At 64.9% G+C, this 25,029-nt stretch carries 26 protein-coding genes and 2 tRNA genes; 9 read left to right on the forward strand and 19 right to left on the reverse strand.

Going from position 1 to position 25,029, the window contains the following annotated elements; all coding sequences use genetic code 11:
* Nucleotides 1-75: 75 nt before the first annotated feature.
* Complete coding sequence (locus RBB46_RS07050; protein WP_306028190.1) at nt 76-462, forward strand: DUF488 domain-containing protein; 387 nt, start codon at nt 76-78, stop codon at nt 460-462.
* A 136-nt stretch (nt 463-598) separates the two neighbouring features.
* Here RBB46_RS07050 and rpsA read toward each other — a convergent pair whose 3' ends face one another.
* The 3 genes from rpsA to aroA all read right to left on the reverse strand — a co-directional run bounded on the left by rpsA (nt 599) and on the right by aroA (nt 4,590).
* Nucleotides 599-2,308 carry a 30S ribosomal protein S1 gene (rpsA, locus tag RBB46_RS07055; RefSeq protein ID WP_306028191.1) on the reverse strand — a complete coding sequence of 570 codons (1,710 nt, stop codon included), beginning with the start codon at nt 2,306-2,308 and terminating at the stop codon, nt 599-601.
* 303 nt (nt 2,309-2,611) lie between these two features.
* A complete protein-coding gene (gene cmk / locus RBB46_RS07060) occupies nt 2,612-3,238 on the reverse strand; it encodes a (d)CMP kinase (RefSeq protein WP_306028192.1) in 627 nt (208 codons plus the stop codon).
* On the reverse strand, nt 3,235-4,590 hold the full coding sequence (aroA, locus tag RBB46_RS07065; protein WP_306028193.1) for a 3-phosphoshikimate 1-carboxyvinyltransferase: 1,356 nt from the start codon (nt 4,588-4,590) through the stop codon (nt 3,235-3,237). The genes cmk and aroA overlap by 4 nt, the downstream gene beginning before the upstream one ends.
* Nucleotides 4,591-4,822: 232 nt before the next feature.
* Here aroA and RBB46_RS07070 point away from each other — a divergent pair, with 232 nt between their 5' ends.
* From RBB46_RS07070 to RBB46_RS07085, 4 genes are all read left to right on the forward strand, one after another.
* The gene (locus RBB46_RS07070; RefSeq protein ID WP_306028194.1) at nt 4,823-5,218 is read left to right on the forward strand and encodes a TIGR02300 family protein; all 396 of its coding nucleotides are present in this window, start codon (nt 4,823-4,825) and stop codon (nt 5,216-5,218) included.
* A 226-nt stretch (nt 5,219-5,444) separates the two neighbouring features.
* Nucleotides 5,445-5,520: transfer RNA gene (locus RBB46_RS07075), tRNA-Ala, on the forward strand.
* A gap of 362 nt (nt 5,521-5,882) precedes the next feature.
* Complete coding sequence (locus tag RBB46_RS07080) at nt 5,883-7,028, forward strand: radical SAM protein (protein ID WP_306028195.1); 1,146 nt, start codon at nt 5,883-5,885, stop codon at nt 7,026-7,028.
* A gap of 14 nt (nt 7,029-7,042) precedes the next feature.
* On the forward strand, nt 7,043-7,240 hold the full coding sequence (locus RBB46_RS07085) for a hypothetical protein (protein WP_306028196.1): 198 nt from the start codon (nt 7,043-7,045) through the stop codon (nt 7,238-7,240).
* Nucleotides 7,241-7,390: 150 nt separating this feature from the next.
* Here RBB46_RS07085 and RBB46_RS07090 read toward each other — a convergent pair whose 3' ends face one another.
* Together RBB46_RS07090 and RBB46_RS07095 are read right to left on the reverse strand one after the other, a co-directional pair.
* Nucleotides 7,391-9,076, reverse strand: a complete 1,686-nt coding sequence (locus RBB46_RS07090; protein ID WP_306028197.1) for a methyl-accepting chemotaxis protein — start codon at nt 9,074-9,076, stop codon at nt 7,391-7,393.
* Nucleotides 9,077-9,091: 15 nt separating this feature from the next.
* Complete coding sequence (locus RBB46_RS07095) at nt 9,092-9,700, reverse strand: hypothetical protein (RefSeq protein ID WP_306028198.1); 609 nt, start codon at nt 9,698-9,700, stop codon at nt 9,092-9,094.
* Nucleotides 9,701-10,136: 436 nt separating this feature from the next.
* Here RBB46_RS07095 and RBB46_RS07100 point away from each other — a divergent pair, with 436 nt between their 5' ends.
* Entirely contained in the window at nt 10,137-10,565 is a 429-nt protein-coding gene (locus RBB46_RS07100; RefSeq protein WP_306028199.1) for an Hsp20 family protein, read from the forward strand.
* Between the two features lie 73 nt (nt 10,566-10,638).
* The gene (locus RBB46_RS07105; RefSeq protein WP_306028200.1) at nt 10,639-10,896 is read left to right on the forward strand and encodes a DUF1150 domain-containing protein; all 258 of its coding nucleotides are present in this window, start codon (nt 10,639-10,641) and stop codon (nt 10,894-10,896) included.
* A 121-nt stretch (nt 10,897-11,017) separates the two neighbouring features.
* Here RBB46_RS07105 and ptsN read toward each other — a convergent pair whose 3' ends face one another.
* The 12 genes from ptsN to RBB46_RS07165 form a co-directional block, all read right to left on the reverse strand.
* The gene (gene ptsN / locus RBB46_RS07110; protein WP_306028201.1) at nt 11,018-11,482 is read right to left on the reverse strand and encodes a PTS IIA-like nitrogen regulatory protein PtsN; all 465 of its coding nucleotides are present in this window, start codon (nt 11,480-11,482) and stop codon (nt 11,018-11,020) included.
* A gap of 88 nt (nt 11,483-11,570) precedes the next feature.
* Nucleotides 11,571-12,146 (reverse strand): ribosome-associated translation inhibitor RaiA, encoded by a 576-nt coding sequence (raiA, locus tag RBB46_RS07115; protein ID WP_306028202.1) that lies wholly within the window; start codon nt 12,144-12,146, stop codon nt 11,571-11,573.
* A gap of 448 nt (nt 12,147-12,594) precedes the next feature.
* Nucleotides 12,595-14,151, reverse strand: a complete 1,557-nt coding sequence (gene rpoN / locus RBB46_RS07120) for an RNA polymerase factor sigma-54 (RefSeq protein ID WP_306028203.1) — start codon at nt 14,149-14,151, stop codon at nt 12,595-12,597.
* A gap of 216 nt (nt 14,152-14,367) precedes the next feature.
* A complete protein-coding gene (gene lptB / locus RBB46_RS07125) occupies nt 14,368-15,114 on the reverse strand; it encodes an LPS export ABC transporter ATP-binding protein (protein WP_306028232.1) in 747 nt (248 codons plus the stop codon).
* Between the two features lie 169 nt (nt 15,115-15,283).
* The gene (lptA, locus tag RBB46_RS07130; RefSeq protein WP_306028204.1) at nt 15,284-15,838 is read right to left on the reverse strand and encodes a lipopolysaccharide transport periplasmic protein LptA; all 555 of its coding nucleotides are present in this window, start codon (nt 15,836-15,838) and stop codon (nt 15,284-15,286) included.
* On the reverse strand, nt 15,835-16,533 hold the full coding sequence (lptC, locus tag RBB46_RS07135; protein ID WP_306028205.1) for an LPS export ABC transporter periplasmic protein LptC: 699 nt from the start codon (nt 16,531-16,533) through the stop codon (nt 15,835-15,837). Before lptC ends, lptA begins: the two co-directional genes overlap by 4 nt.
* Before the next feature lie 118 nt (nt 16,534-16,651).
* On the reverse strand, nt 16,652-17,287 hold the full coding sequence (locus RBB46_RS07140; protein WP_306028206.1) for a ribonuclease D: 636 nt from the start codon (nt 17,285-17,287) through the stop codon (nt 16,652-16,654).
* 83 nt (nt 17,288-17,370) lie between these two features.
* Nucleotides 17,371-18,483, reverse strand: a complete 1,113-nt coding sequence (locus tag RBB46_RS07145; protein ID WP_306028207.1) for a DegT/DnrJ/EryC1/StrS aminotransferase family protein — start codon at nt 18,481-18,483, stop codon at nt 17,371-17,373.
* Nucleotides 18,484-18,488: 5 nt separating this feature from the next.
* On the reverse strand, nt 18,489-19,406 hold the full coding sequence (locus RBB46_RS07150; protein ID WP_306028208.1) for a Gfo/Idh/MocA family protein: 918 nt from the start codon (nt 19,404-19,406) through the stop codon (nt 18,489-18,491).
* Entirely contained in the window at nt 19,388-20,713 is a 1,326-nt protein-coding gene (locus RBB46_RS07155) for a glycosyltransferase (RefSeq protein ID WP_306028209.1), read from the reverse strand. The genes RBB46_RS07150 and RBB46_RS07155 overlap by 19 nt, the downstream gene beginning before the upstream one ends.
* Nucleotides 20,706-21,545 (reverse strand): 3-keto-5-aminohexanoate cleavage protein, encoded by an 840-nt coding sequence (locus tag RBB46_RS07160; RefSeq protein WP_306028210.1) that lies wholly within the window; start codon nt 21,543-21,545, stop codon nt 20,706-20,708. Before RBB46_RS07160 ends, RBB46_RS07155 begins: the two co-directional genes overlap by 8 nt.
* Nucleotides 21,546-21,554: 9 nt before the next feature.
* On the reverse strand, nt 21,555-22,088 hold the full coding sequence (locus RBB46_RS07165; protein WP_306028233.1) for an acyltransferase: 534 nt from the start codon (nt 22,086-22,088) through the stop codon (nt 21,555-21,557).
* Between the two features lie 261 nt (nt 22,089-22,349).
* Between RBB46_RS07165 and RBB46_RS07170 the strand changes: the two genes are divergently transcribed.
* The gene (locus RBB46_RS07170) at nt 22,350-23,039 is read left to right on the forward strand and encodes a hypothetical protein (protein WP_306028211.1); all 690 of its coding nucleotides are present in this window, start codon (nt 22,350-22,352) and stop codon (nt 23,037-23,039) included.
* A 92-nt stretch (nt 23,040-23,131) separates the two neighbouring features.
* On the opposite strand, the gene RBB46_RS07175 is transcribed toward RBB46_RS07170, so the two are convergent.
* Nucleotides 23,132-23,218, reverse strand: a tRNA-Leu gene (locus RBB46_RS07175).
* A gap of 259 nt (nt 23,219-23,477) precedes the next feature.
* On the opposite strand from RBB46_RS07175, the gene RBB46_RS07180 reads away from it, so the two are divergent.
* Nucleotides 23,478-24,476: a complex I NDUFA9 subunit family protein gene (locus RBB46_RS07180; protein ID WP_306028212.1), complete on the forward strand. Its 999-nt coding sequence runs from the start codon at nt 23,478-23,480 to the stop codon at nt 24,474-24,476.
* Between the two features lie 112 nt (nt 24,477-24,588).
* On the opposite strand, the gene RBB46_RS07185 is transcribed toward RBB46_RS07180, so the two are convergent.
* A complete protein-coding gene (locus tag RBB46_RS07185) occupies nt 24,589-24,891 on the reverse strand; it encodes a DUF1127 domain-containing protein (RefSeq protein WP_306028213.1) in 303 nt (100 codons plus the stop codon).
* Between the last annotated feature and the right edge of the window lie 138 nt (nt 24,892-25,029).

The raw sequence follows: 25,029 nt of genomic DNA on the forward strand, positions 1-25,029 counted from the left end.
CTGCACGCCGGGCCGGTCCCTTCAACGTCGGACCTTGTCGTGTCATGCTCGCTGGCGAATGAGGGAGATCGGGCGATGAGCGTCAGGATCGTGCAACTGGGGAGCGGCCGGAAGGCCGGCGAGGGGCCGCGCATCGGCACGGTGCGTCGCCCGCCGCGCGGCGTTCGCAAGCAGGACCATGCCACAGGCGACTGGTACGACAGCTGGCTGCCGGAACTGTCCCCGAGCCCCGGCCTCGTGGCTTCCGCCAGGGCCGCCGGCACGGACGCCGACTGGCAGGCCTTCGTCAAGGCATTCCGCAGGGAAATGACGGCTGCGACCCCGGCGCGCCTGCTGGACATGCTGGCGCTTATGTCCCGCACGGCGAATTTTTCACTGGGCTGCTATTGCCAGGACGAGAACCGCTGTCATCGCTCGGTCCTGCGGGCGCTGCTTGCCGAGCGCGGGGCCGACATCGAATGACACCGGTTCCGGCTCGCGCTTGACCATGCCCGACACGGGGCGGGAAGAGCCGTCGCGGTGCCGCGACAACCCCTCAAACGAAAAGACCCCGGCCTTGCGGCCGGGGTCTCGTTTTCAGCACAGGCAAATGGCCTGATCAGTCGTCGGTCTCGCGGGCCTTGAGGGCCGCACCGAGAATGTCGCCGAGCGACGCGCCGGAGTCCGACGAGCCGTACTGCGCGACAGCTTCCTTCTCCTCGGCGATTTCCAGCGCCTTGATGGAGACCGAAACGCGACGGGTCTTCTTGTCGAACTGGGTGACGCGGGCATCGAACTTCTCGCCGACCGAGAAGCGCTCGGGGCGCTGTTCGGCGCGATCGCGCGACAGGTCGGCGCGGCGGACGAAGGTGGTGATGTCGGAATCGACGATCTTTGCCTCCAGGCCGCCCTCCTTCACCTCGGTCACTTCGCAGGTGATGATGACACCCTTGCGCAGTTCGCCGGCGGCTGCAGTGTCGAACGGATCGCCGCCGAGCTGCTTGATGCCGAGCGAAATCCGCTCCTTGTCCATGTCGACGTCGAGCACTATGGCGCGAACCATGTCGCCCTTCTTGTACTCTTCGATGACCTGCTCGCCCGGACGGTTCCAGTCGAGGTCGGACAGGTGGACCATGCCGTCGACATCGCCGTCGAGACCGATGAACAGGCCGAACTCGGTCTTGTTCTTGACCTCGCCCTCGACCTCGGTGTTGACCGGGAACTTGTCGGCGAAGGCCTCCCACGGGTTCTGAAGCGTCTGCTTCAGGCCGAGCGAGATGCGGCGCTTGACCGGATCGACTTCCAGGATCATCACCTCAACCTCCTGCGAGGTGGAGACGATCTTGCCCGGATGGACGTTCTTCTTGGTCCAGGACATCTCGGAAACGTGGATCAGGCCTTCGATGCCCGGCTCCAGTTCCACGAACGCACCGTAGTCGGTGATGTTGGTCACGCGGCCGGTGAACTTGGCATCGACCGGGTACTTGGCCTCGATGCCGTCCCACGGATCGGCTTCGAGCTGCTTCATGCCCAGCGAGATGCGGTGCGTGTCCTGGTTGACCCGGATGATCTGCACCTTGACGGTCTGGCCGATCGACAGGACCTCGCTCGGATGGTTGATCCGGCGCCAGGCGATGTCGGTGACGTGCAGGAGGCCGTCGATGCCGCCGAGGTCGACGAACGCACCGTAGTCGGTGATGTTCTTGACCACGCCTTCCATGACCTGGCCTTCCTCGAGGCTCTGGACCAGCTCCGAACGCTGTTCGGCGCGGGTTTCTTCCAGAACGACACGGCGCGACACGACGATGTTGCCGCGGCGCTTGTCCATCTTCAGGATCTGGAACGGCTGCGGGGTGTGCATCAGGGGAGCGACATCGCGCACCGGACGGATGTCGACCTGGCTGCGCGGCAGGAACGCCACGGCGCCGTCGAGATCGACGGTGAAGCCGCCCTTGACCTGGTTGAAGATCTGGCCGGTGACCTTCTCGTTCGCCTCGAAGGCGACTTCCAGACGGATCCAGCTTTCTTCGCGGCGCGCCTTGTCGCGCGACAGCACGGCCTCGCCGAGCGCGTTCTCGACGCGCTCCAGATAGACCTCGACCTTGTCGCCGACGGACACGCCGGCATCGTCGCCGTCGCGGCCCTTGACGCCGAATTCCTTGAGCGCGACGCGGCCTTCGACCTTGAGGCCGACGTCGATCACCGCGAGATCCTTCTCGATGGCGATGACGGTGCCGGTGATCACGGAGCCTTCATAGTGCTCCTGCTCCTCGAAGCTCTGCTCGAGAAGGGCGGCGAACTCGTCGCGTGTGGGATTCAAACTGTTCATCGAAACTCCTGGCAGCCAAACATGGCTCATCGCCGGCGGGTTTGTGTTGCTCCTGGCGATTTCCCCTTCCGGCACCGTCGCTCTGGACGATGCATCCGCATGGCTCCCCGTGTCCGCATCTTGCGGTAAGTCGAGGCATCCGGCGGGCCGGCGAGGCGAACGGTGAAACCGCACTCTCGAAATAGTTGCCAAGGTCGTCGGGCGTCCGGTTGCGGACCGGGTCGCGCCTGCGATCGTCCCGGCCGCCGCCTGGAAGCGGGAAGCCGTTATCGGGCCACGGAAAAAACGCCGAAATCGTGTCCGCTACTCCGCGTACACGCTATCGACGATATCCACAGCCGCCTTGAACGCCGTTTCTATATCCATTTCCGATGTGTCGAGCAAGTGCGCATCTTCGGCGGCCTTCAATGGGGCGACGGTCCGGTTGGCATCGCGCTGGTCCCGGCGCTCCAGATCGGCAAGGACCTTGTCGAAATCGGCCGGCTTGCCTTTTGCCTCGAGCTCTGTGGTCCGACGTTTTGCGCGTTCCCGGGGGCTTGCCGTGGCGAACAGTTTCACATCGGCGTCGGGACACACGACGGTGCCGATGTCGCGGCCGTCGAGAACGGCGCCGGGGGGCTCCATCGCGAAGCGGCGCTGCAACTGGACGAGTTCCTCTCGAAGGCCCGGCAGGACGGCGATGCGCGAGGCGGCCTCGCCGATCTCGTGGGCCGAGAGCACGTCGCGATCGAGCCGGGAAAGATCCAGGTTGCGCGCCGTCGCCACCGCCACGGCCTCGTCGCCAAGCGGCAGGCCGCGCGCCAGCAGGGCGGCGGCAACTGCCCGGTAGGTCAGCCCGGTGTCGAGATGATGCAACCCGTAATGCGCCGCCAGCCGGCGGGCAAGGGTTCCCTTGCCGGACGCGGCCGGTCCGTCGATGGCGATGATCATGCGGCCTTCTCCCCGGCGAGGGAGAGGTCGCCGCCAAGTTCGCGGATCAGTTTCTGGAAGGTCGGGAAGCTGGTGGCGATGACCGCGCCGTCGTCGACGGTCACCGGTGCGTCGGCCGCGAGGCCGAGAACCAGGAAGCTCATGGCGATGCGGTGATCGAGATAGGTGGCGACCGTGCCCCCGCCGATCGCGCCGCGCCGTCCGTGCACGACGAGGCTCGTCTCGCCTTCCTCGCAGTCGATGCGGTTGGCCCGCAGGCCGGCCGCGACGGCGGCCAGGCGATCGGACTCCTTCACGCGCAGCTCCTCAAGTCCCGGCATCGTCGTCGCCCCGCTGGCGAAGGCGGCGGCAATGGCCAGGACCGGATATTCGTCGATCATCGAGGGCGCGCGCTCGGCCGGCACAGTGATGCCCTTCAGGGCCGAATGGCGGACACGGATGTCGCCGAGCTTCTCGCCGCCCGTCTCGCGGATGTTGTCGATGACGAGATCCGCGCCCATTTCCTGCAATGTGGTCAGCAGGCCGGTCCGGTGTTCGTTGAGAAGCACGTCGGCGACGGTTACGTCGGAGCCTGGCGTGATCAGCGCGGCGACGATCGGGAAGGCGGCGGAGGAGGGATCTGCCGGAACGGTGATGTCCTGCGGCTGCAACTCACCTTGTCCCGTGACGGTGATGATGCGTCCGCCCGAGCCGTCGGCCTCGACGCTGATCGCCGCGCCGAAGCCCAGCAGCATGCGCTCGGTATGGTCGCGCGTGGGGATCGGCTCGATCACCGTCGTCTGACCGGGCGCGTTCAGGCCGGCCAGCAGGACCGCCGATTTCACCTGGGCAGAGGGCACCGGCACCCGGTAGGTGATCGGCGCCGCGGTGCCGGGACCGCGGACGGACAGCGGCAGCCGGTCGCCCGAACGTGCGATGATGCGTGCGCCCATCTGGCGCAGCGGCTCGAGCACGCGGCCCATCGGCCGGCGCGACAGGGACGCATCGCCCGTGAAGGTGGTCGCGATCGGGTGGGTTCCGGCAAGGCCCAGCGCGAGCCGGACGCCGGTGCCCGCGTTTCCGTAGTCGATCACGGTCTCGGGCTCGACAAGACTGCCGAGCCCGGCGCCATCGACTGTCCACACGCCGAGTGGGTCCCGGTCGATCCGCGCCCCGAATGCACGCATCGCGGCCGCGGTGTTCAGGACATCTTCCGATTCCAGCAGGCCGGTCACGGTGGTCCGTCCGACCGCCAGGGCGCCCAGCATCAGCGAGCGGTGCGAAATGGATTTGTCGCCGGGTACCGTGACCCGGCCCTTCAGCGCGCGACCTGAACGCGCCACCATCGGCGCGACAGAAGTGGAATGGGACATGTTGCGATCCGGAGCTTGCAGGCCAGTGTTGCGTTGCATCTCGTATCATGCTGGAACCGATACGTCACCGTGGCGGTTTCCTGGCTGGACGCCGCTGTCGGGCCGGCTCCCGCTGAGCTTTTGGGAAAAGATAACAAAGCGTTTGACGAAGCAGGCCGGATTAGGCTTTGACATGACGTCGGGCAGCCTATATGCGAACGCCCGATTATCGAAAAAGACAAGGGTTGGAACCGTGGCGAAACCCGAACTTGGCACCAAGCGGCTGTGCGGCGGCTGCGGCGCGAAATACTATGACCTCAATCGCGATCCGATCACCTGCCCGAAATGCGGCACCGTGTTCGTCCTGTCTCAGGCGATGCGTGTGAAGGCGGCGGCAAAGGCGGCTGCGGTCGAGGAAGACGAGGACGACGAGGTCGAGGTCGAGGACGAAGGCGCCGAGCTGGTCAGCCTCGAGGAAGCCGACGCCGAAGCCGAAGGCGATGCGGCCGTTTCGGTTGATGCCGACGACGACGAGGAACTCGACGACGACGATTCGGCCGATGACGTCTTCATTGACGATGAGGACGAGGAAGACGACGACGTTCCCGGCATCGTGGTCGAGCGCGACGACGAGGACACGGATCGCTGACGTGCCGCCGCCGCAGGTCGCTGCGTCGGCGATTGTCCACAGTCTTCGCCGCCTTCGGCGAGAGATGTTTGAACGGGCGGATTATTCCGCTTGACTTGAAGGGCGGAAGACGTATTTTCCGCCCGCATCGGCACGGCAGTCCCAAACGCCGCGCCGCGATTTTCTGAAAGCATGACAGCCTCTTCGAAGGAGTGCTTGAAGGGCTTTCGGAGAAGACCTGGAAGACGGGGCCATAGCTCAGTTGGGAGAGCGCTTGAATGGCATTCAAGAGGTCAGGGGTTCGATTCCCCTTGGCTCCACCAGTCTTCCCCTTACGTGTTTCGATCTCCACATGAATTGAGTGCTTTTGTGGTTCCGGGGGCTCGCCTGGCGGAACCGGCGCCGGCGCCTGCATGGCTTCGCGATAGTGGCGGTTCGACACGTTTCCGCGAGCAGTGCCTGCGGTCTGTCCACCGAGACGACCTTTCAGGCAGCATGGTCTTTGCCCCTGCAATTGGCGCAGACGCGTCTGACAGGCTGTACCAAGTGACGAGATGCGCGCTGCGCTTCATCCCGTGGCTGCCGGCGAAGACTTGTCGAGGTGCATGTTCCCTCGGGGTGCTTTCGCCTTTGACGCACCAGAGCGGCACGCTTTAGTTGTTTTCGCATCGGCGGAGGCAACTCAATGTATCCAGGGCACGCGACCGACTATCTCCATATCCTGGTGGTGAAGGTCATCCGGTCATGCAACCTCCGCTGCAGATACTGCTACTATATCAATGATGATACGCGCGATTACGGGTCGTCCATGAGCGTCGAGACGGTCACGGCCCTGTACGAGCGCTACCGCGACTACCTCTCCGGGCTCGGCCGGGAAGGAGCGATCGTCTGGCATGGGGGAGAGCCGCTCATGCTTGGCCATGCGCGCTTCGCCAGGTTCATGGATCTGCAAGAAGAAACCGGCTTGGCACCGTTCATTCACAACAGGCTGCAAACCAACGCCTTGCTGATCGACGACGCATGGATCGACTTCCTGCACCGCTATGACATCGGCATCGGGGTGAGCATCGATACCGACCAGGCCTCCCACGATGCCAACAGGGTGACGCCGAAAGGCGAGGGAACGTATGTCCAGACGGTGGCGGCGCTGAACCGGCTCCGCGAGGCTGGAATCGGTACAGGCGTCTTGAGTGTCGCTGCCGGATCGGTCGATGGACGGCACGCGATTTCGTCGCTGCGCTCGCTCGGTGTCTCCAGTGCCGACATTCTTTTGCCAATGACAAACAATGCAAGGCAGAAGAACGCCGACACGGCGGTAGATCTCGACGCCTTGCCCGATTTCCTGGTCGATGCCTTTCGCGAGTGGGTGAAGGGCGACGACCCGTCAATGCGCATTCGGCTTTTTTCTTCCATGATCCTGCAGGCTTTCGGTCGTCGCACGACGTTCCTTGGTACCGGTGGGGCGGACATGAGTTCCCTGGCGGTTGTCGAAACGGACGGCTCCCTTTGCATGGACACCGAATACAGCCAGCTGGAGCGCTTCCGGATTGCTGGTGGCTACAGCACCGGTCTCAATGTGAAGGATGACGATTTCACGTTTGCCCGCGCCGAGACGCTGATCAAGGCCTTCGTTTCGCAGGTCGGCGGAGACCGGCTGCCGACGGCCTGCAAGAGCTGCGAGGTCGCCGCCGTGTGCGGCGGCGGGCATCCCGGCTCGCGATACGACGACGCGGACGACTCCCACGATCATCCAAGTGCCCATTGCATGGCGCTGTACAGGCTTGGCCAGGAAACCCTGTCCTATTTGAAGAACCCGCACCCGTATCTTTGAGAGAGGAATTTGCGATGAGCGAAAATTCGGGAAAGACGGTCAAGGTCAAATTCGAAGTCGAAATCCAGGGTGTGAACGAAGAGCTTCACGGCCGCCTCATGGCGGTCCACGAGGCCGGCGACCTGACGAACATGGTCAAAAGCATTCTCAACGAGGCCGATAACGATTCCTATACAAAGGTCATCTGGGGACAGTGGCAGCAGTTCGGCTAGGATCGATCGCTGCTCACGGGGACAACGCCTTGCTGCCTGTCGTCGCAGCGGAATGAGCGAACACCGAACTGTCCGGAATCGGCAAAAAAGCGGCCCGCGGGAAAACCGCGAGCCGTTCCGGTAAACTACGGACGTGTTCCGTGAGACCGCTCAGGCGGCGCGGATTGTCGACAGGAACTCGTTCATCGCCGACTGCATGCGGTTCGAGCGGTCGTGCAGGTCGCGGATAGATTCCCGCATCTCCGCGCTCAGGTCACCGGTCTGGTTCGCCTGATTGGACACCTCGACGATCGAACTGCTGACGCTCAGCGTGCCGCGTGCCGCCTCTGCCACGTTGCGGGCGATCTCGTTGGTTGCCGCGTTCTGCTCTTCCGTCGCCGCCGCCATGGCGGAGGTCCGCTGGTGGATGGTTTTCACCATTTCGGCGACGGAGGCCGTTGCCACGATGGAATCGTCGGCAGCCTGACGCATCTCCGAGATCTGCGTGTCGATCTCCTCGGTCGCCTTGGCCGTCTGTTCTGCCAGCGCCTTGACCTCGGAGGCGACGACCGCGAAGCCGCGTCCGGCATCTCCGGCGCGGGCCGCCTCGATCGTGGCATTGAGCGCGAGCAGGTTGGTCTGCTCGGCGATGTCGGTGATCAGCCGGGTCACGTCGCCGATCTTGGCCACCACCTGCTGCAGCTTGCCGACCGCGTTGTTGGAGCGCTCGACCTCGCTGGAGGCTTCCGTCACCACCTTCGAGGAAGCGTGCACCTGCTCGTTGATCTCGGCGATGGAGGCGGAGAGTTCCTCCGTCGCGCTCGCCACCGTGTTGACGTTCTCTGTTGCCTGCTGCGAGGCGGAGGAAACCGACAGGGCCTGGTCCGTCGTCCCGTGGGCGATGTCGGCAAGCGACCCGGCGGACCCGTTGAGCGCCTCCAGCCCGCTGATCATCTCGCGGGTGATGGTCAGGACGGTTTCCTCGAAGCTGCTGGCCACCGCTTCCATTTCGGTGCGGCGCCGCTCGGCCGCGTCGAGCCGCTGGCGTTCGGTGTCTGCTTCCAGTTCGCGGGTGCGGATCAGGTTGGCACGGAAGACGCCGAGCGCCTCGCCCATCTGGCCGATCTCGTCGGAGCGCCTGCCGAAGTCGACTTCCTCGTCGGTGTCGCCGTCGGCGAGCTTGCGAACCACGTTGGCGAGCTGGCCGAGGGGGCGCGACACCATCGCGAAATTCAGGTATCCGAGCAGCCCGGCAAAGAGCGTGATCAGCAGGCCGCTGCCGAGCGCCACCATCTGCGCGGAGGCAAGTTCGGCTCTCTGGGTGCCGAGCAGGGCGCTCTCGCGCTCCTGGAGCGATTTCTGCAGCTCCGCAACACCATCGAAGGTCGAGGCGAGAAGGTTCGCGCCCGTCGCGGTCAGCTCCATCGCCCGCGCCAGGTCGACCGTCTCGGGAACCCGCATCAACCGGATCTGCTCATTGGCGAAACTGTCGGCCCAGGACTTCCAGGCAGTGCGGACGATCTCGGCCTGTCCGACCAGGCTTTGGTCCAGGCCGGAAAGCCGCGACCCCAGCCCGTCGATGCGGGTCGTGATCTCGACCGACTGGTCCTCGACCTTGCCCACCCAGTCGCGATTGCCGGTCAGCAGGAAGTTCTTGACCCACAGCGCCTGCTGAAGCACGGCCCGCTGCAACAGGTCGGCCTCGCGCGAGATCGAGGTGACGGTTTCCGCCTGCTGTACCGCCTCGGCGGCGGTGATGGTTTTCGTGTAGGTGATGGCGCCGCCGATGGCGCCGATCAGCGCCAGACAGGAGAAGGCGATGGCGCCCTTGGTCGAGACCGATAAATTGGCGAACATGACTTTGTCCCTGATTTAGCTGGCGGGCGAATTGCGGCGCTGCAACTCGGTGAGGTTGACCTCGACTGTCGCGGCGCCGATCGGCTGGGCGGTTTCGGGATCGGCCAGGGTGAGGTTGAGCTGGGCGCGCCAGATCTTGCGCTCCTCGTCCCATTCGGCTTCGTCGATGAAGACCGCGTTGGCTCCGGCCGGGAAGGTCTTCTGGAACTTGGCCTCGTCGCCTTGCCAGTAGTCGCCGGTGATCGCGCTCTGGCCGACATTCAGCCCGTTCCCGTCCATCACGAAGATCTCGGTGTAAAGGCCGAGCGTCTGGGCCTGGATTCGCAACAGGTAGATCGACAGGGGCGCCGACAGCGTCGCGGCGATCAGCGGCTTGTCGTCGCTCTTTCGCTCCGCCACCCACTGCTGGTCGAGTGCATCGATCGCCGCCTGGCCGAGATCGCCGCGCAGGCTGTTCTGCGCCTTGATCGACAGCGGGACGATCGGGTTGGCCAGCCACTCGCGTGTCTGGGCGATGAAGGTATCGTCGATCAGGGCGGTGACATCGGGTGCCGACGGTTCCGCCGCCGCCGGCCCGGTCAGGGCGAGGATCGACAGAATGAGAGTACCGGCGATGCGTCGCATGTCTGGCTCCTGTCTAAAAAATGGTCACTCCACATTTCGCCCGCGGGGGTTAACGCCATCTTTAAAAGGCGAGGAGAAAAATTCAAATGAATGAAATCAATTAGTTATTCGAATATATTGCAGGAATTACGCATTATCCCGGAAGGGTCGATTCGTATTTTCTGCAAGCTTCCTTTTGATGTGCAATTTTTCGGGCAACTTCTGACGCTGCGTCAGACAGGCTTGCCGTCGCCGGCGGTATGGGCGGCGCGTCCTGCCCGGTGCGTTTCTTGAATCTGACGCCGCATGCCGCCATATAGAAGACAACGGGGCACGTTGTCCCTGCCGGATGCCTGTCGGGTCCGGCGATTTGAACGTCCCGGTCGCGTTCGGGTTCACAGCGGCGCGGACGGGTCGTTTGTAAAATGGGCCGCTTTTGAAAAAGGGCTTGATGCATATGACGCGCATGTCAGCGTTTTCCTCTCCGTTGCTCCTCGGCTTTGAGGATCTCGAGCGGATGCTCGACCGGGTAAGCAAGGGCGCCAACGACGGCTATCCGCCGTACAATATCGAGCGCCTTCCCAAGACCGAGACGCATGGGGAGATCATCCGCATCACGCTTGCGGTTGCCGGGTTTACCCGCGATCAGCTCGATGTCAGCGTCGAGGAGAGCCAATTGGTGATCCGCGGCCGGCAGGAGGACGACAAGTCCCGTCACTTCCTGCATCGGGGCATCGCGGCGCGGCAGTTTCAAAGGGCCTTCGTTCTGGCGGAAGGGATCGAGATCCTTGGCGCCGAACTGAAGGACGGCCTGCTTTCAATCGACCTTGTCCGTCCACAACCCGAGCGCATCGTACGCCGGATCGAGATCGACGCGCGGGACTGATCCCGCATGTCGGTTGTCCGGTCATCCGGAAAGGGCGATGCGGCAGGTCCGCTCGCCGGAAAGGAGTAGTGCCATGACGCGTGACGAAGAACATCTCGAAATGCAGCCGGGCGAGTTCAAGGCTCTTGGCGCCGGGCAGATCGCCTATGTGAAGCGCATGACTTCGGACGATGTCTCGACGCTTTTTCCGCAAGCCCCGCATATGGAGCCTGGCCTGAGCCTATGGGTGCTGCTCAATGCGGACGGGACGCCGATCATGCTGACGGACAGCCGCGAGGCGGCGCTCGCCAACGCGGCGGAGCATGAGCTTTACACGGTCGGCCTGCACTGACGTCGGGCGGCCCCGCCGGCTTCGACGTAAACCAGGACGCCCCGGTTCATTCACATGGACCGGGGCGTTTTTCGTGGGACATGGGCCGCGGCCGGACAGCCGCGGACCGCGCCGGGAAGCCTCAGGCCGCGTTGGAGGCGGCCGGTTGCGTCAGGATGGTGTAGAGCGCATCGGCGTCGCTGCTCGCCCGGAGCTTGGCGACGGTGCCGGGATCGCGCATCCGGCGGGCGATGCGGGCCAGTGCCTTCAGGTGATCCGCTCCGGCCCCTTCGGGCGCAAGCAGGACGAAGACGAGATCGACCGGCTGGTCATCGAGCGCATCGAAGTCGATTGGCCGCTCCAGCCGGGCGAAAAGGCCGACGAGCTTGTCGAGGCGGACAAGCTTGCCATGCGGAATTGCGATGCCGTTGCCGACACCTGTCGATCCGAGGCGTTCACGCTGCAGCAGCGTGTCGAACACGTCGCGTTCCGGCAGGCCCGTGACAGCGGCGGCCTTGGCGGCCAGTTCCTGAAGCGCTTGCTTCTTGCTGTTCGCTTTCAGGCTCGGAACGATCGCTTTCGACGTGAGGAGATCGTTGAGATCCATAAGGCGACTCGTCGTTGGGGCAATGAGAGGCGATCGGCAAATCGCCGCGCCCCCGATCGGGGGCGCGGCGCTGCCGGCTGATGCCTGACTACCTGGTTGCGTTTTCCGGGTCGATCCACCCGTAATTTCCGTCCGGACGGCGATAGACGACGTTCACCGCCCCGCTTCCGGCATTGCGGAACACCACGACGGGCGCTTCCGCGAGATCGAGCTGCATGACCGCCATGCCGACGGTCATCGTCTTCACCTTGGCGGATGTTTCGGCCACCACGAGCGGCGTGAAGTCGGCAGGAACCTCCTCCTCGTCCTCGACGGAGGCGAGCACATAGGAGGTGGCATCGAACACGTCGCGTCCGTTGGACGCGTTGCCGTGGTGGTCCTTGAGCTTGCGCTTGTAGCGGCGCAGGCGCTTCTCGATGCGCTCGGCGGCGGCATCGAAGCTCTGGCGCGGATCCTGACTGTCGGCGGAAACCTGCAGGTCGATACCGGTGTCGAGATGCAGCAGGCATTCGGAACGGAAGCCGGAACCCTCGCGTCCGATGGTCACGTGGCCGGTATAGCCTCCATCGAAATATTTGGAGATACCTTCGGCAACGCGATCCTCGATATGCGTGCGCAGTGCGTCACCGACATCGACATTCTTCCCCGATATCCGCAGTGTCATGGGAACCTCTTCTTGTTCTGGTCAATCCGACCCGACGATGAATATGACGCGATTCCCGCACATGTCATCGCCAGCCAACCCACTCTTGCAGACCGGGAGGCGGATTGATATCCGCAACCCGCCTAATTGCGTCCCGGTCCTGGGTTACACCTTCGTTGCGGCGGCACACTGTCCGCCGTCCACGGGCCGGTTCATGCGCTCCGCCGGCGGTTTCCTGCCGTGCGGGCGTCCTGAGACCATGCGTGCCGTTTCCGGCACGTCCGAGCGCGGCTCTATAAGCGCCCGGCCCGACGAAGTCAAATGCACTGCCGGCCGATGTTGCACGCCGGGTCGTCGCCGGGTTCGTAACGGCCTGTACAAGTGCCTGAAGATGCGAAGATTTCATCGCCCCATATGCCGTGCCTTTCGTTGCCGCGTTCCGGCGGGCAGTCCGCTGCCGGAGTTCGCGTCAATCCCGGCGAGCCTGTTTCTCCCGTCGTCTCTGGACGGAGGAGGGCAGGCGCAAGGACTCCCGGTATTTTGCAACCGTTCGGCGGGCAATGTCGATCCCCTCCGCCTTCAACACTTTGACGAGGGTGTCGTCGGACAGCACGTCGGAGGGACTTTCGGCCTCGATCAGCGCCTTGATGCGGTGACGCACGGCCTCGGCCGAATGGGCATCGCCCCCGCCGGCCGAAGGGATCGAGGCGGAGAAGAAATACTTCAGCTCGAAGATGCCGCGAGGCGTTGCGATATACTTGTTGGAGGTCACCCGGCTGACCGTGGATTCATGCATGGAGATCGCTTCCGCGATGGTGCGCAGGTTCAGCGGACGCAGGTGCTGGACACCCTCGGCCAGGAACGCATCCTGCTGGCGCACGATCTCGCTGGCCACCTTGAGGATCGTCCGGGCGCGCTGGTCGAGGCTTTTCGACAGCCAGTTGGCGGTCTGCAGGCAGTCGGTGAGAAAGGTCTTTTCGGTTTCGTCGCGCGCCTTCTTGCTGATCAGGGCGTAATAGGTCTGGTTGACCAGCACCTTGGGAAGCGTGTCACTGTTCAGTTCCACAGACCAGCCGCCGTCGCGCGCCGCCCGCACGACGACATCGGGCACGACCGGCTGGATCAGGGTCTCGCCGAAGAAGCTTCCAGGCTTGGGATCGAGCGCCCGCAGCTCCGCGATCATCTCCCTGAGGTCTTCGTCGTCCACGCCGCAGGCCGCCTTCAGGGCCGCATAGTCATGGCGCGCCAGAAGGTCGATATTCTCGATCAGGGCGGCCATCGCCGGGTCGTAGCGGTTCTTCTCCTGCAACTGCAGCTTCAGGCATTCGGCCAGCGAGGTCGCGAACACGCCCGTCGGTTCGAGCGTCTGCAGCAGGGACAGGATTTGGTCGAGCCGCGCCCGCTCGACGCCCATGCGCTCCCCTGTCTCGTCAAGATCAAGGCGCAGATAGCCGGCATCGTCGAGATTGTCGATCATCACCTGGGCGATCATCCGGTCCACGGGATCGGCGATCGCCAGCACCATCTGCTCGCGCAAATGCTGCTGCAGCGAGACATCGGAGGCGACGAAGGCCTCCAGATTGTAGTCGTCGCTGGCGCCTCCACCGCCCGTCCGACCGCCAAGCCCGGTCTGCCACTGGTCGCGCTGCTGTGTTTCAGCGCCGCCTGCAGGCTGTTCGCGCCCGGTGCCGGGATCGTCGGGATAGATGTTGCCGAGATCGGTATCGAGCCGCGAGGCGATGTCGCGAGAGCTGTCGGACAGCTCCGCGCTGAGCCACTCTCCGTCCCCGTCCCCGTCCGCCTCCCGCGAGGCGCTGCCCGTATCCCCATCGGCAGCCTCGCCGCCCTCGGCCGGACCGGCGTCGCTTTCGACCCGCTCCAGCAGCGGGTTGCGTTCCATTTCGGCTTCGACATAGCTCGTCAGGTCAAGCGACGACATCTGCAGCAGCTTGATCGCCTGCATCAACTGCGGCGTCATGATCAGGGTCTGGCCCTGGCGGATCTCAAGCTTTGGCGACAGCGCCATGCAGGCTCCCAGATTTCAGGGCTCGTCACGTGAGGAGACGACCGCCCGGCATCGGCCCGGACAGGCACAGGCGACGGACATGCCCCTGCCCGTCGTCTCCCGGACCCGTTGCCGGCAAGCGGTGCGCCGTCGGCGCGCCCATGCGCTGGCGACCGGAGCACTTGCCCCGCTCCGGTTGGTCCGCTTCTTGCTTTGTACCCTAAGGAAAGTTTCGCATCAAAGCGTAAACTGCTCGCCGAGATAGAGCCGGCGGACATCCGGGTTGGCAACGATCTCGAAGGGGGAGCCTTCCGTCAGCACTTCGCCGGCCGCGATGATATAGGCGCGGTCGATCAGGCCGAGCGTCTCGCGCACGTTGTGATCGGTGATCAGGACGCCGATGCCGCGCTGTGTCAGGTGCCGGACAAGCTGCTGGATATCGCCGACGGCGATCGGATCGATGCCGGCGAAAGGCTCGTCCAGCAGCATGAAGGTCGGCCGGCTGGCCAGCGCCCGGGCGATCTCGACGCGCCGCCGTTCGCCGCCCGAAAGGGCGATCGCCGGCGATTCGCGCAGATGCGTGACGCCGAACTCCTCCAGCAGCGATTCCAGGTCGCGCTCGCGCTGTTTCCTGTCCGGCTCGACCACTTCCAGCACGGCGCGGATATTGTCCTGCACCGAGAGACCGCGGAAGATCGAGGCTTCCTGCGGCAGGTAGCCGATACCAAGCCTGGCGCGGCGATACATCGGCAGCCGGGTGATGTCGAAGCCGTCGAGGCGGATGGTGCCGTGATCGGGCTGGATCAGGCCGGTGATCATGTAGAAGCATGTGGTCTTGCCGGCGCCGTTGGGGCCCAGCAATCCGACAGCCTCACCGCGCTGGACCATCAGGCTGACATGACGGACCACCTGTCGGCGCTTGTAGCTCTTGCCGATGCCGTCGACGATCAGCAGCCCGTCTTCCGCGGACGGTTCGTAGGGCAGGGCGTCCGCCGCTGGGCCTTGCTTGCCCGAAGAAAGGAAGGAGAGGATCTTCACGTCGTGTCCGGATTTGTGCGGCCAGCGCGCCGTATCGCGTCAGCGCCTAATGGCATGAAACGGGTATGGCATTCAATCGCCTGCCGTCGCCGGTTGGCGATGGCAGAGACGGGCATCAGTTCTGCGGCGTGCCGTTCTGCAGGCTGTTCGGCTGGATGAGAACCTTCACCCGGCCGCTCTTCGGTGCCTCCAGGTCGGCTTGCCCGGTCTTCAGGTTCACCGTCAGCTTGTTGCCGACAACGACGTTGGGTCCTTGCGACAGCACAACCTCGCGCCCGGTCATCACCATCAGCTGGCGGCCCATGTCGAAAGTCGCCTGTTCGCCCGTCGCCGTCTGGTCCTTTGACGAGATATAGACCCGGCCGCTCGCCTCCAGCCGCGAGATGCGCTGATTGACGCCGCCGGCGGCGGATCCGTCATAGCGCACGACAAGTCGCTGGGTCTTCAGCACCGCATCTCCCTGGGTGACGACGACATCGCCGCTGAAGACCGCGCTCTGGTCCTTGTCCTGGACCTTCAGCTCCTTCGCCTCGATCTGGATCGGTTCGCGCTCGTTCGAGCCGAAACCGGCAAAGGCGTCGGAAAAGGTCTGGGCGCCGGCAAGGCCGGGCGCGAAGGCCATCGCGACAAGGGCAAGGGAGCCGACAAGACGGCGCCGGAACTGGGTCATGGAGCTTTCTCCGCGTTCGGCGGCATCACCGTCATGGAGATGCCGTCGGTGAAGGTCAGTGTAGCCGCGTCCTGGTCGAAACGCATCCGCCCCGCCTTCAAGGATCCGAAGGACGAGGTGAAGACCGTTTCCTCCTGGCTGGCAAGCCGGCCGGTTTTCAGGGCGACGTCGAGAGATCCGAAGCGGGCCGTCTGGCCCTCGTTGGTGGTGACGTCGATGCCGTCGGAGAGCGACAGTGTCTCTTCTGCGCTGTTGTACGTGCCGCGTGTCGCCACGATCCGCACGTGCTGGTCGGCGGACAGCCGCAGCTCCGCGGTGATCGCCTCCAGGTCGATGATGCGCGGATCGCTGATGCGCTGGATCGCCCTCCGCGCCGAGACCCGGTAGGAGCGCTCGCCGTCATGGCCGGAGAGTTCCGGACTGTCCATCACCAGCCCGTCCGTGGTCAGCGTGATGGTGCCCAGGCCAAGGCTGCTCAGATAGCTGCTGACGCCGATCATGGCGAAGATGCCGAGCATCAGAACAAGGCCGATGCCGGGCACCGCCAGCCGCAGCCGTCGCACCCGCTTGCTGTGGCGCTGGGCCGCGGTGCGGGCGAGAGCGCGCGTTGCCGCCTGCCGCGCGTCCTCGCTGGCGCGCGGTGCACCGTCATGCCCCTCAAACGCGGGGCGCAGTTGATGGGCCTCCTGATCCAACCCTTGTCCGTCCAGTCCGGTCACAGCGGCACGCGGCCCGCCCGCCGCGCGCCGATCCGTCGATGCTGCAATACATATAGGTTGCCGTTTCCCGCTTGTCGCGGCATCGCGGCGAGCCTCAGCTGTGGGCGAAGATGTCGGTGTCGTCCCAGCCGGCAAGATCGAGCAACGCGCGTGTGGGCAGGAACTCGAAACAGGCCTGCGCGATCGCGGTGCGGTTCTCGCGTGCAAGCCGCGCGGCCAGCTGTTCGCGTATCGCGTGCAGGTAGAGCACGTCCGAGGCCGCATAGGCCAGCTGTGCATCGCTCAGGGTCTCCGCCGCCCAGTCGGAGCTTTGCTGCTGCTTGGAGATCTCGACGCCGATCATCTCCCGGGCGAGATCCTTCAGTCCGTGCCTGTCGGTATAGGTGCGCACCAGCCGTGAGGCGATCTTGGTGCACCACACGGGCGCGCAGTCGATGCTGAGGGCGTTGTGCAGGACGGCGACGTCGAAACGGGCGAAGTGGAACAGCTTGGTCTTCGACCGGTCGCCCAGAAGCCTGGCCAGGTTGGGGGCGCTCGTCTGTCCGGCGGCGATCTGCACCACGTCCGCGCTGCCGTCGCCCGGCGAAAGCTGCACGACGCAGAGCCGGTCGCGATGCGGCTTGAGGCCGAGCGTTTCGGTGTCGATGGCGATCGCGTCCGCCGACGCATAGGCGGCGAGATCGGGAGAGGAAAGGTCAGGCAGGTCGCCACGATGCAGGCGGATGGTCATGGAGGATCCTTGTCTCGAAACGTGACGCTCTTGATATCGGCCTTTGCCGCTTGCGTCCATATTGGCGCGGCGGCGTTACGGGTCTACTTGACCGAGCGGAGCACCGCCTCCGCCACACGTGTGACCTGGCTGGCGGTCAGGCCCGGATAGATCGGAAGGCAGAGGACCTTCTCGGCCATTCTGGAGGCGCCGCTCAGCGGTCCGGACCTGCGGGCATGTGAAAAGGCCGGCTGAAGATGCAGTGGCTCGGGATAGTGGACGGCTGTTTGAATGCCGGCTTTCCGCAGATCGGTGGCGACGCGGTCGCGGTTCTCGGCAAGGAGTGCGTATTGCGACCTAGCGCTTGCAACGCACGGGTCAGGCGCTGAGAAATCCAGTCGTCCCGCGTTTCGTGCATCGGACAGAAGGGCGTCATAGGTATCCGCGACCGCGCGCCGGTTTCCGATTGCCGCTTCCAGGGTCTTCAAGCGGACGAGAAGGGTGGCGGCGGTGATCGAACTCATCCGGCCGTTCACTCCGGTGCGGACATGGCGATACTTGCCGCTTTGCCCGTGATCGCGGATCTCGGTCAGACAGCAGGCCAGCGCGTCGTCATCCGTGAACACGGCGCCGCCGTCTCCTGCGCCCCCAAGGACCTTTGTGGGAAAGAAACTGGTGCATCCAAGACGCGCCAGGGATCCGCTCTGCCGGCCCTCCCGGCTGCCCCCGAAACTCTGTGCGGCGTCTTCGATGACCGCGATCCCGTGAGCGTCCGCCAGGGCGTTGATCGCGCTGAAGTCGGGAGGCGCGCCGTAAAGCGAGACGGCCACGATCGCCCGCGTCCTCGGCGTGAGCGCCTTTTCCAGCCTGTCGACATCGACAAGACCCGAAGGGGGCTCCACGTCGACGAGCACGGGCGATGCCCCCAGGAGCAGGGCGCATTCGACGGGCGCTGCGAACGTGTAGGCCGGGACGATGACCTCGTCGCCGGGGCCGATCTCAAGCGCCATCATGGCCATCAAGAGGGCAGTGGTTCCCGAAGCGCAGGCGATTGCATGGCGCACGCCGACCATCTCGGCGAGGCGGCCTTCCAGTTCCGCGATCTCCGGTCCCATGATGAAACGGCCGTGGTCGAAAACGGCTTCCACGCGCGCAAGGGTCTCGTGCTTGAGCGCCGCCCATTCCGTGGTCAGGTCGACGAAGGGGATCGGCTCCATCCCGGTCAGTCCTCCGCCGCCAGGGCCGGAATGGCGCAGAGCCCGCGAATGCGCTCGCTCAGGCAGAAGACGCGGTGCGCATCCCTTGCGACCGCGATCGATGCCGCTTTCCCCTCGCACAGGTCCAGGAAGGACTGCGCCTGACGCGACAGCGGATCGGCGCCCGGTTCCCGCGGCAGGGCGGTCAGGTCGAAGCGTTTCGGTTCCCGCCCGGGAGCCGCCACGTCAACGGTCCGGCTCCGCCGGGATCCCGCATGGCAGGCCTCCAGGTCGTATTGCCGCCGTCCGTAGTCGAGACGGCATCGCAGGCGGACGATGATCCCGTCCTGCGCCTTGGCCTCAAGCACCTGCACCTGGCATTCGGTGTGCCCCTCGACCATGACGATCCAGTCGAGGTCGTGAATCAGGAGATCGGCGATCACGTCCGGCCTGGTGGAACCGGGCATCAATGGCGAGATCCGGCTGGCCGTGACGGTTCCCGGGCCGTTCTCCAGCATCCGGGCGCATTGCTCGATATTGACGTTGAACCGCTCGGTCTGGCCGACAGCAAGCATGGCCCCGCTCGCCGTCGCCGCGGCACTCATCGCCTCGATGTCATCCAGCTTGAGCGCAAGTGGTTTCTCGACCAGGCAGTGAACGCCGGTCTCGAGCAGGGGGACGACCACGTCGCGATGGGTCTCAGGGGGCGTCGCGACAATCGCGATGTCCGCCGATGTCGGCAGATCCCGGATCCTCTCGGCAAAAGCGAGCCCGGCGCGCTCCACCAGGGAACGCCGCGTGCTGTCGACATCGACGATCCCGATGACGTCGATCGAGGACATGGCGGTCAACGTGGACAGGTGAAGCTGTCCCATTTTGCCAAAGCCGACGACAACGGCCTTCCTGCGCGGTGCATGGACGCCGCTCATGTCTTCGCGAACCACCGTCGGCACCTTCGATAAAGACGGCCGACCCCGCCCGGGGGAGGGGATTTCAGCAGGGAAAGCTCGCTGCGGCAGGCAGCGAGTTCCGTTGCCAGCTGCGCCCGCACCGCAAGACATTCCGTGATTTCGATTTCCAGCTGCTTGACCTGCTCCGTGCTGGCAGCCAGTTGCCCTGCAAGTTCGTCATGCCCTGCGCGAAAATCCTCCAGCTCCTCGGCAAGGGCCGTGCGCTCGTGCTCGGCCTTGTGCCGCAGATGCTCGTTGTGGAACGCGAACTTGACCCGCGGCGAAAGAAACCGCTGATACTCCGAGGCGGCTTTCAGTTTGGCCGCATCGGAAATCCCGGCACCCTTCCGGTTCCAGGCGTCGATGGCATCGTCATAGAGCGCGATCCAGCGCTCGACCGCGGGAGCCATGTCGGCATCGGTGCGGATCCAGTCCGTGACGGCGCGGGCGTCCCGGGCGTCGAACAGCCGGATCTCGCGCTCGATGTTTTCGCGGGTCATCCTCGCCGCCTGCATGGAGCGGGCGCCGAAATTCAGCTTCCGCAGCCTTTCCACCTTGTCGCGGGTCACCATGCCGGCGAGGCCGGCATAGTCCGTCACCACCACGGCACAGCCCGACGCCATCGCCTCGATGGCGGCACGGGCTTTCGCAAACACGATGTCGTAGTTCGACAGGACATCCTCGGGCCGCGGGATCGTCGTTCCCGAGCGGATCCCGGCGATATCGACCTTCTCGATCCCGCAATTGGCGCAGGCGGTCCGGATCGCGTCCGAAACCTGTTCCGCGTAATTGCTGAAAACCAATGCCGACCTCGGTGCCTCCGGCAGTTCCCGAACCTGGTGGAAGCGCGCAAGGTCCACGAAATTGTAGAGCGTGGAAATCCGCTCAGGCAGGATGCCGGGCGTGGTCAGAAGACGCTCGCGGCACAGGTCGTCGACCGCGACATATGTCATGATGCCGGGAAAGGCCGGGGGAAACTCCTCCCAGGGTGCCCAGCCGTGACAGGTATAGACGGCGGGCGTTCCGGGATGGCCAAGGACCGCTGTCATCGTTTCATGGTGGTGCTGCCCGTGGATGACGTCGGGCGCGGTCTCCATGTGGCGGAGGTCGTCGATCACCGGAACGGTGAGGTCGCGCAACTCGTCGGCCACCTCGCCAAGTACCGGGCTGTAGGCAACCGGAAGATGCCCGCGCCTCATCAGCGCCACCGCAAGATCGCGCAGGTAGAGTTCGGAACCGGCGCGGCTGGCCAGCGTGTTGTTCGTCATCAGGATACGAAGCGGGCGACGGGCGCTATCCATGCGGGCGCAATCCCAGCATGCTCCGGACCTGGCGGCAGTCGGCGAACGTGCGCTCGAACATCCCGGCCAACTCGCGGACGCGCGTGACCATCTGGCTGTTGGTGGCGGGTCGGGTACGCGCCGCATCCAGCCACAGGTAGTCCTCAAGCCCCACCCGCACGCCGTTTCCAAACAGCAGGCCCAGGCTGTTCGCCGCAATCTGGCTGGCGCCGATGCCGCCGGCGCACCACAGCGACCCGGCAGGCAATGCGCTGGTCATGACGCCCAGGTGCAGCGGTGTCGCCTGGGCGGTCGCGACATTGCCGAGCAGGATGTTGAAACAGTGCGGCGCGGCGATGACGCCTTTGTCGGCGAGATACTGCGCGTAGTTGATCATGCCCGTGTCGAACACTTCGAGCTCGGGGCGTATGCCGCGCTCCGCCATCGTCTCCGCGAGCCGGCGCACCATCTCGGGCGAATTGACGCTCTCCGTCCTGGCGAAATTCATCGAGGACAGCGTCAGGCTGGCCATGTCCGGCTTCAGGTCACCGCTCAGGAACAGCGGTTCGCTGCGTTCCGCGAAGCCGGGAAAGTTGCGGCCGCTCAGCGACACGCAGATGACGACGTCCGGATGGGTTTCCCGGATGCCTGCAATGATGCGCGCGTAGACATCCTTGCGATAGGTCGGCGCGCCTTCCTCATCGCGGGCGTGAAGGTGCAGGATGGTCGCGCCCAGGTCCGCGCATTTGCGGCAATCGGATATGATCTCGTCCGGGGTGATGGGAACGTGGGGAGACATGTCCTGCGTCGGCACCATGCCCGTCGGGGCGAGATTGAGGATCAGTCCCGTCATGGCGCGTGCTCAATCCGCCTTTTCCGCCGGGCTTTTCCTGATTCTGGCCGGATTCCCCATTACGACCGCACCGGCCGGGACGTCCCTGGTCACCACGCTGCCCGCACCCACGATCGCGCCGGCGCCGACGCGCACTCCCGGCAGGATGCGGCTGCCGCCGCCGATCTTCGCACCCTTCTCAATATGGGGAAAGATCATCGGGTTCCCCTTCAGCTTGTCGTTCAGCGTCACGACGCCGGGGCCGACGAAGACGTCGTCCTCGATCACGACGCCGCGGGTGATGTGACAGCCGGTCTGGATGGAGACATTGTCGCCGATGCTGCAGGCGCAGATATTGCAATGAGAGCCGATGGTCGTGCCGGAGCCGATGCGGGCATCCGCGTGAATAAGGGTCATCGACCCGACGCGCGACCCGCGCCCGATGACGACGTTATCCTGCACTTCTGTCAGGTTCTGATTGTAGAAAAGAACGTCAGGAAAACGCGCGGTCAGACTTTTCGACATGCCTTTTCCCATTTTTGGCTTTTTTATACGTGGAAGCATCAAGGACAGGGCGCGGTTTTTCTTCTGAAAAATTGATGGCCGTGTCTTCTATTTGGTTGTCTGGTGCTCATCGCCAAATTTTGAGCTCGGACGAGTGCCACTTTCTGCCTGAGGCGAGATTGTCAGTCACAGGTATATTTGTGACAAAGTGGCCGGGCAAGTCAAAACCGGCGCCTGCGCAGCCCCTGGACCTGCTCGGTCGGTGGCCGGGCAAACAGGAGCGCTGCCTTTCGCAAACGTACGGAAATCGGGAGAGCGTGAATGTCGAAAGTGCAGGAACTTGGTGAGCGGATGGCCGATGCCCACGGGTTCCTCGGCGTGCCGACGCGGACATTCGACGAGGGCGGGCGTCGCCAGTTCATTTCGCTGCTGCGCGAGGGATTGGCGCCGGAATCGCGCATATGCGAGATCGGTTGCGGCTGCCTGCGCACGGCCTATTGGCTCATCCGGTTCCTGGAGCCGGAGCGCTATTGCGGGATCGAGCCGTTCCGCGATCGCGTCGAGTGGGGGCTGGAGACGTTGTTTTCCGGCGAGATGCTGCGCGACAAGGCGCCGCGCTTCGACCACAACGCGGTTTTCGACACCTCGGTGTTTTCCGGCACGTTCGATTTCTTCCTTGCCGGCTCGATCTGGACCCATGCCAGCAAGGCGCATATCGAGACCATGCTGGACGGCTTTCTGGAAAACACCGGCAGCGACGGGACGTTCCTGGCTTCCTATCTGCCGGCCGCAAATCCGCAGGAGGACTATCTCGGGGACACGTGGGTGGGGACCAGTCACGAATCGACCCAGGCCGGCATCGTGCGCCACAGCACCGAATGGATCGACAAGGTCTGCCGGGAGCGCGGGCTTGAGGTCGCGTACCTGGACGGACACGCCTTCGACGACCAGTTGTGGCTGCGCGTGCGCAGGGCCGGCCGCGCGCCGCACGAGGATCGGCTGGACGACTAGTCCGGCAGCCGGGCGCCACAAACGAAAAAAGGTCCGGAAATCCGGACCTTTTTCGCGCGGCACGACCGAATTGGGCGGTCTGCCGAAAATGTTGGTGCCCAGGAGAGGACTCGAACCTCCACGCCCTTTCGAGCGCTAGCACCTGAAGCTAGTGCGTCTACCAATTCCGCCACCTGGGCACGTGAGGGGCGCTTGTAAGGAACGCTCGCGACCTTGTCAACGGGGCTTTTGCGACCAAATGCCGATCATGCACAACCGCCCTTCACAGGAGCCGGCGCAAGGGCTAAGAGACGCGAGGAGATCGGCCGTGCTCCGCCCTTCGGGCGGTGTGCCCGGCCGTCAATCGGATCACGCCCGCTGCGCGCGGGCAACATCAACGTGGCGACACGGCGCATCTGCCAGGGCAGGGCGCCGGGCCACCGGCAAGGAGCGACAGCCATGTCCGCGGCATCTGGTTCGAAGGCCTTGAACGGCAAGCTCGTCACCGTTTTCGGCGGATCCGGCTTTCTCGGCCGCCATGTTGTGCGGGCGCTGGCGCGGCGCGGCTACAGGGTGCGCGTCGCCGTCCGACGTCCCGATCTCGCCGAGCATGTGCAGCCGCTCGGCGCCGTCGGCCAGATCATGCCGGTGCAGGCGAACCTGCGCCACCGCTGGTCGGTCGACCGCGCCGTGGAAGGGTCCGACGCCGTCGTAAATCTTGTCGGCGTGCTCTATGAGGCCGGTGCCCAGACCTTCGACGCCGTGCAGGATTTCGGTGCCCGTGCCGTCGCCGAGGCGGCGCGAGGCGCCGGCATCTCCCGCGTGGTGCATGTGTCCGCCATCGGCGCCGATCCGGCATCGGCCTCCGCCTATGCCCGCTCCAAGGCGGCCGGCGAGGCCGGCGTCCTGGAAACCGTTCCGCAAGCGGTCATCCTTCGCCCGTCCATCGTTTTCGGACCCGAGGACGGGTTCTTCAACCGCTTCGCTTCCATGTCGCGGATGTCGCCGGTGTTGCCGCTTGTCGGCGGCGGCGAGACGAAATTCCAGCCGGTCTTCGTCGGCGATGTCGCGGAAGTCGTCGCCCGCGCGGTCGATGGCGAGTTGACGGCCGGCGCCGTCTACGAGCTCGGCGGACCGGAAGTGCGCTCCTTCAGGTCCTGCCTGGAGCTGATGCTGAAGGTCATTCGCCGCAACCGCATCCTGGCGCCGATCCCCTTCGGCCTCGCCCGCATCAAGGCGCGGGTCCTGCAACTGCTGCCGAACCCGCTGCTCACCGTCGACCAGGTCGAGCTCTTGAAGAGCGACAATGTCGTGTCCGAGGCAGCGCGCGCCGACGGGCGCACGCTGGAAGGGCTCGGCATCGAGCCACGCACCATGGCCGCGATCCTGCCGACCTATCTCGATCGGTTCCGCGAGCACGGCCAGTACGACGCCAACCGCGCCGCGCCGGAAAGCTGAAGCGGACCGCTCGACCGCGGCGCCGGACGGACGCCACACGACCGCGAGACAGGAACGCCCGCGCGCACGCGCCGGGAGGGCGCGCGCGTCGTCGCTGGCGGGCTGCATCCCCTCACCGCCACAGGCCCAGGTCCGACCCGACCCGCTTTGCCTTGTGGTTCATGCTGCCCGTGGGCTCGTAGCCGAAATAGCCACGCGAGAGGCCGATGTCGTGCAACATGGCGTCGTCAAGGCCCTCGAGCGCCCGGCGAGTTCGCGCGGCCGCCCGCCACACGCGCCAGGCCTTGATCAGCCGGCCTGCTTGCCGCCACAGCCATACCGTGGCGGAAGGGCGGCGGACGGCGGGGTAGGGAATTGCGATCCCGGTCAGGTCCGTCTTGATGGCGCCGGTCTGGTTCACCCGGATATCGGTCATTGCTCTCTCCTGTCGCTGCGGCCGGTTCCCGATGCGTCTGCGTTGTGGAAACCGGCTATGAAACGCAGGATGGCGGTTCAAACCTGACACCAGCGCGTCAGGATTGTTTTGCTCAAATGGCGGCAGGCGATTTTTTCG

The organism is Stappia sp. MMSF_3263 (assembly GCF_030733745.1).
In the GTDB taxonomy this organism is placed as follows: Bacteria; Pseudomonadota; Alphaproteobacteria; order Rhizobiales; family Stappiaceae; genus Stappia.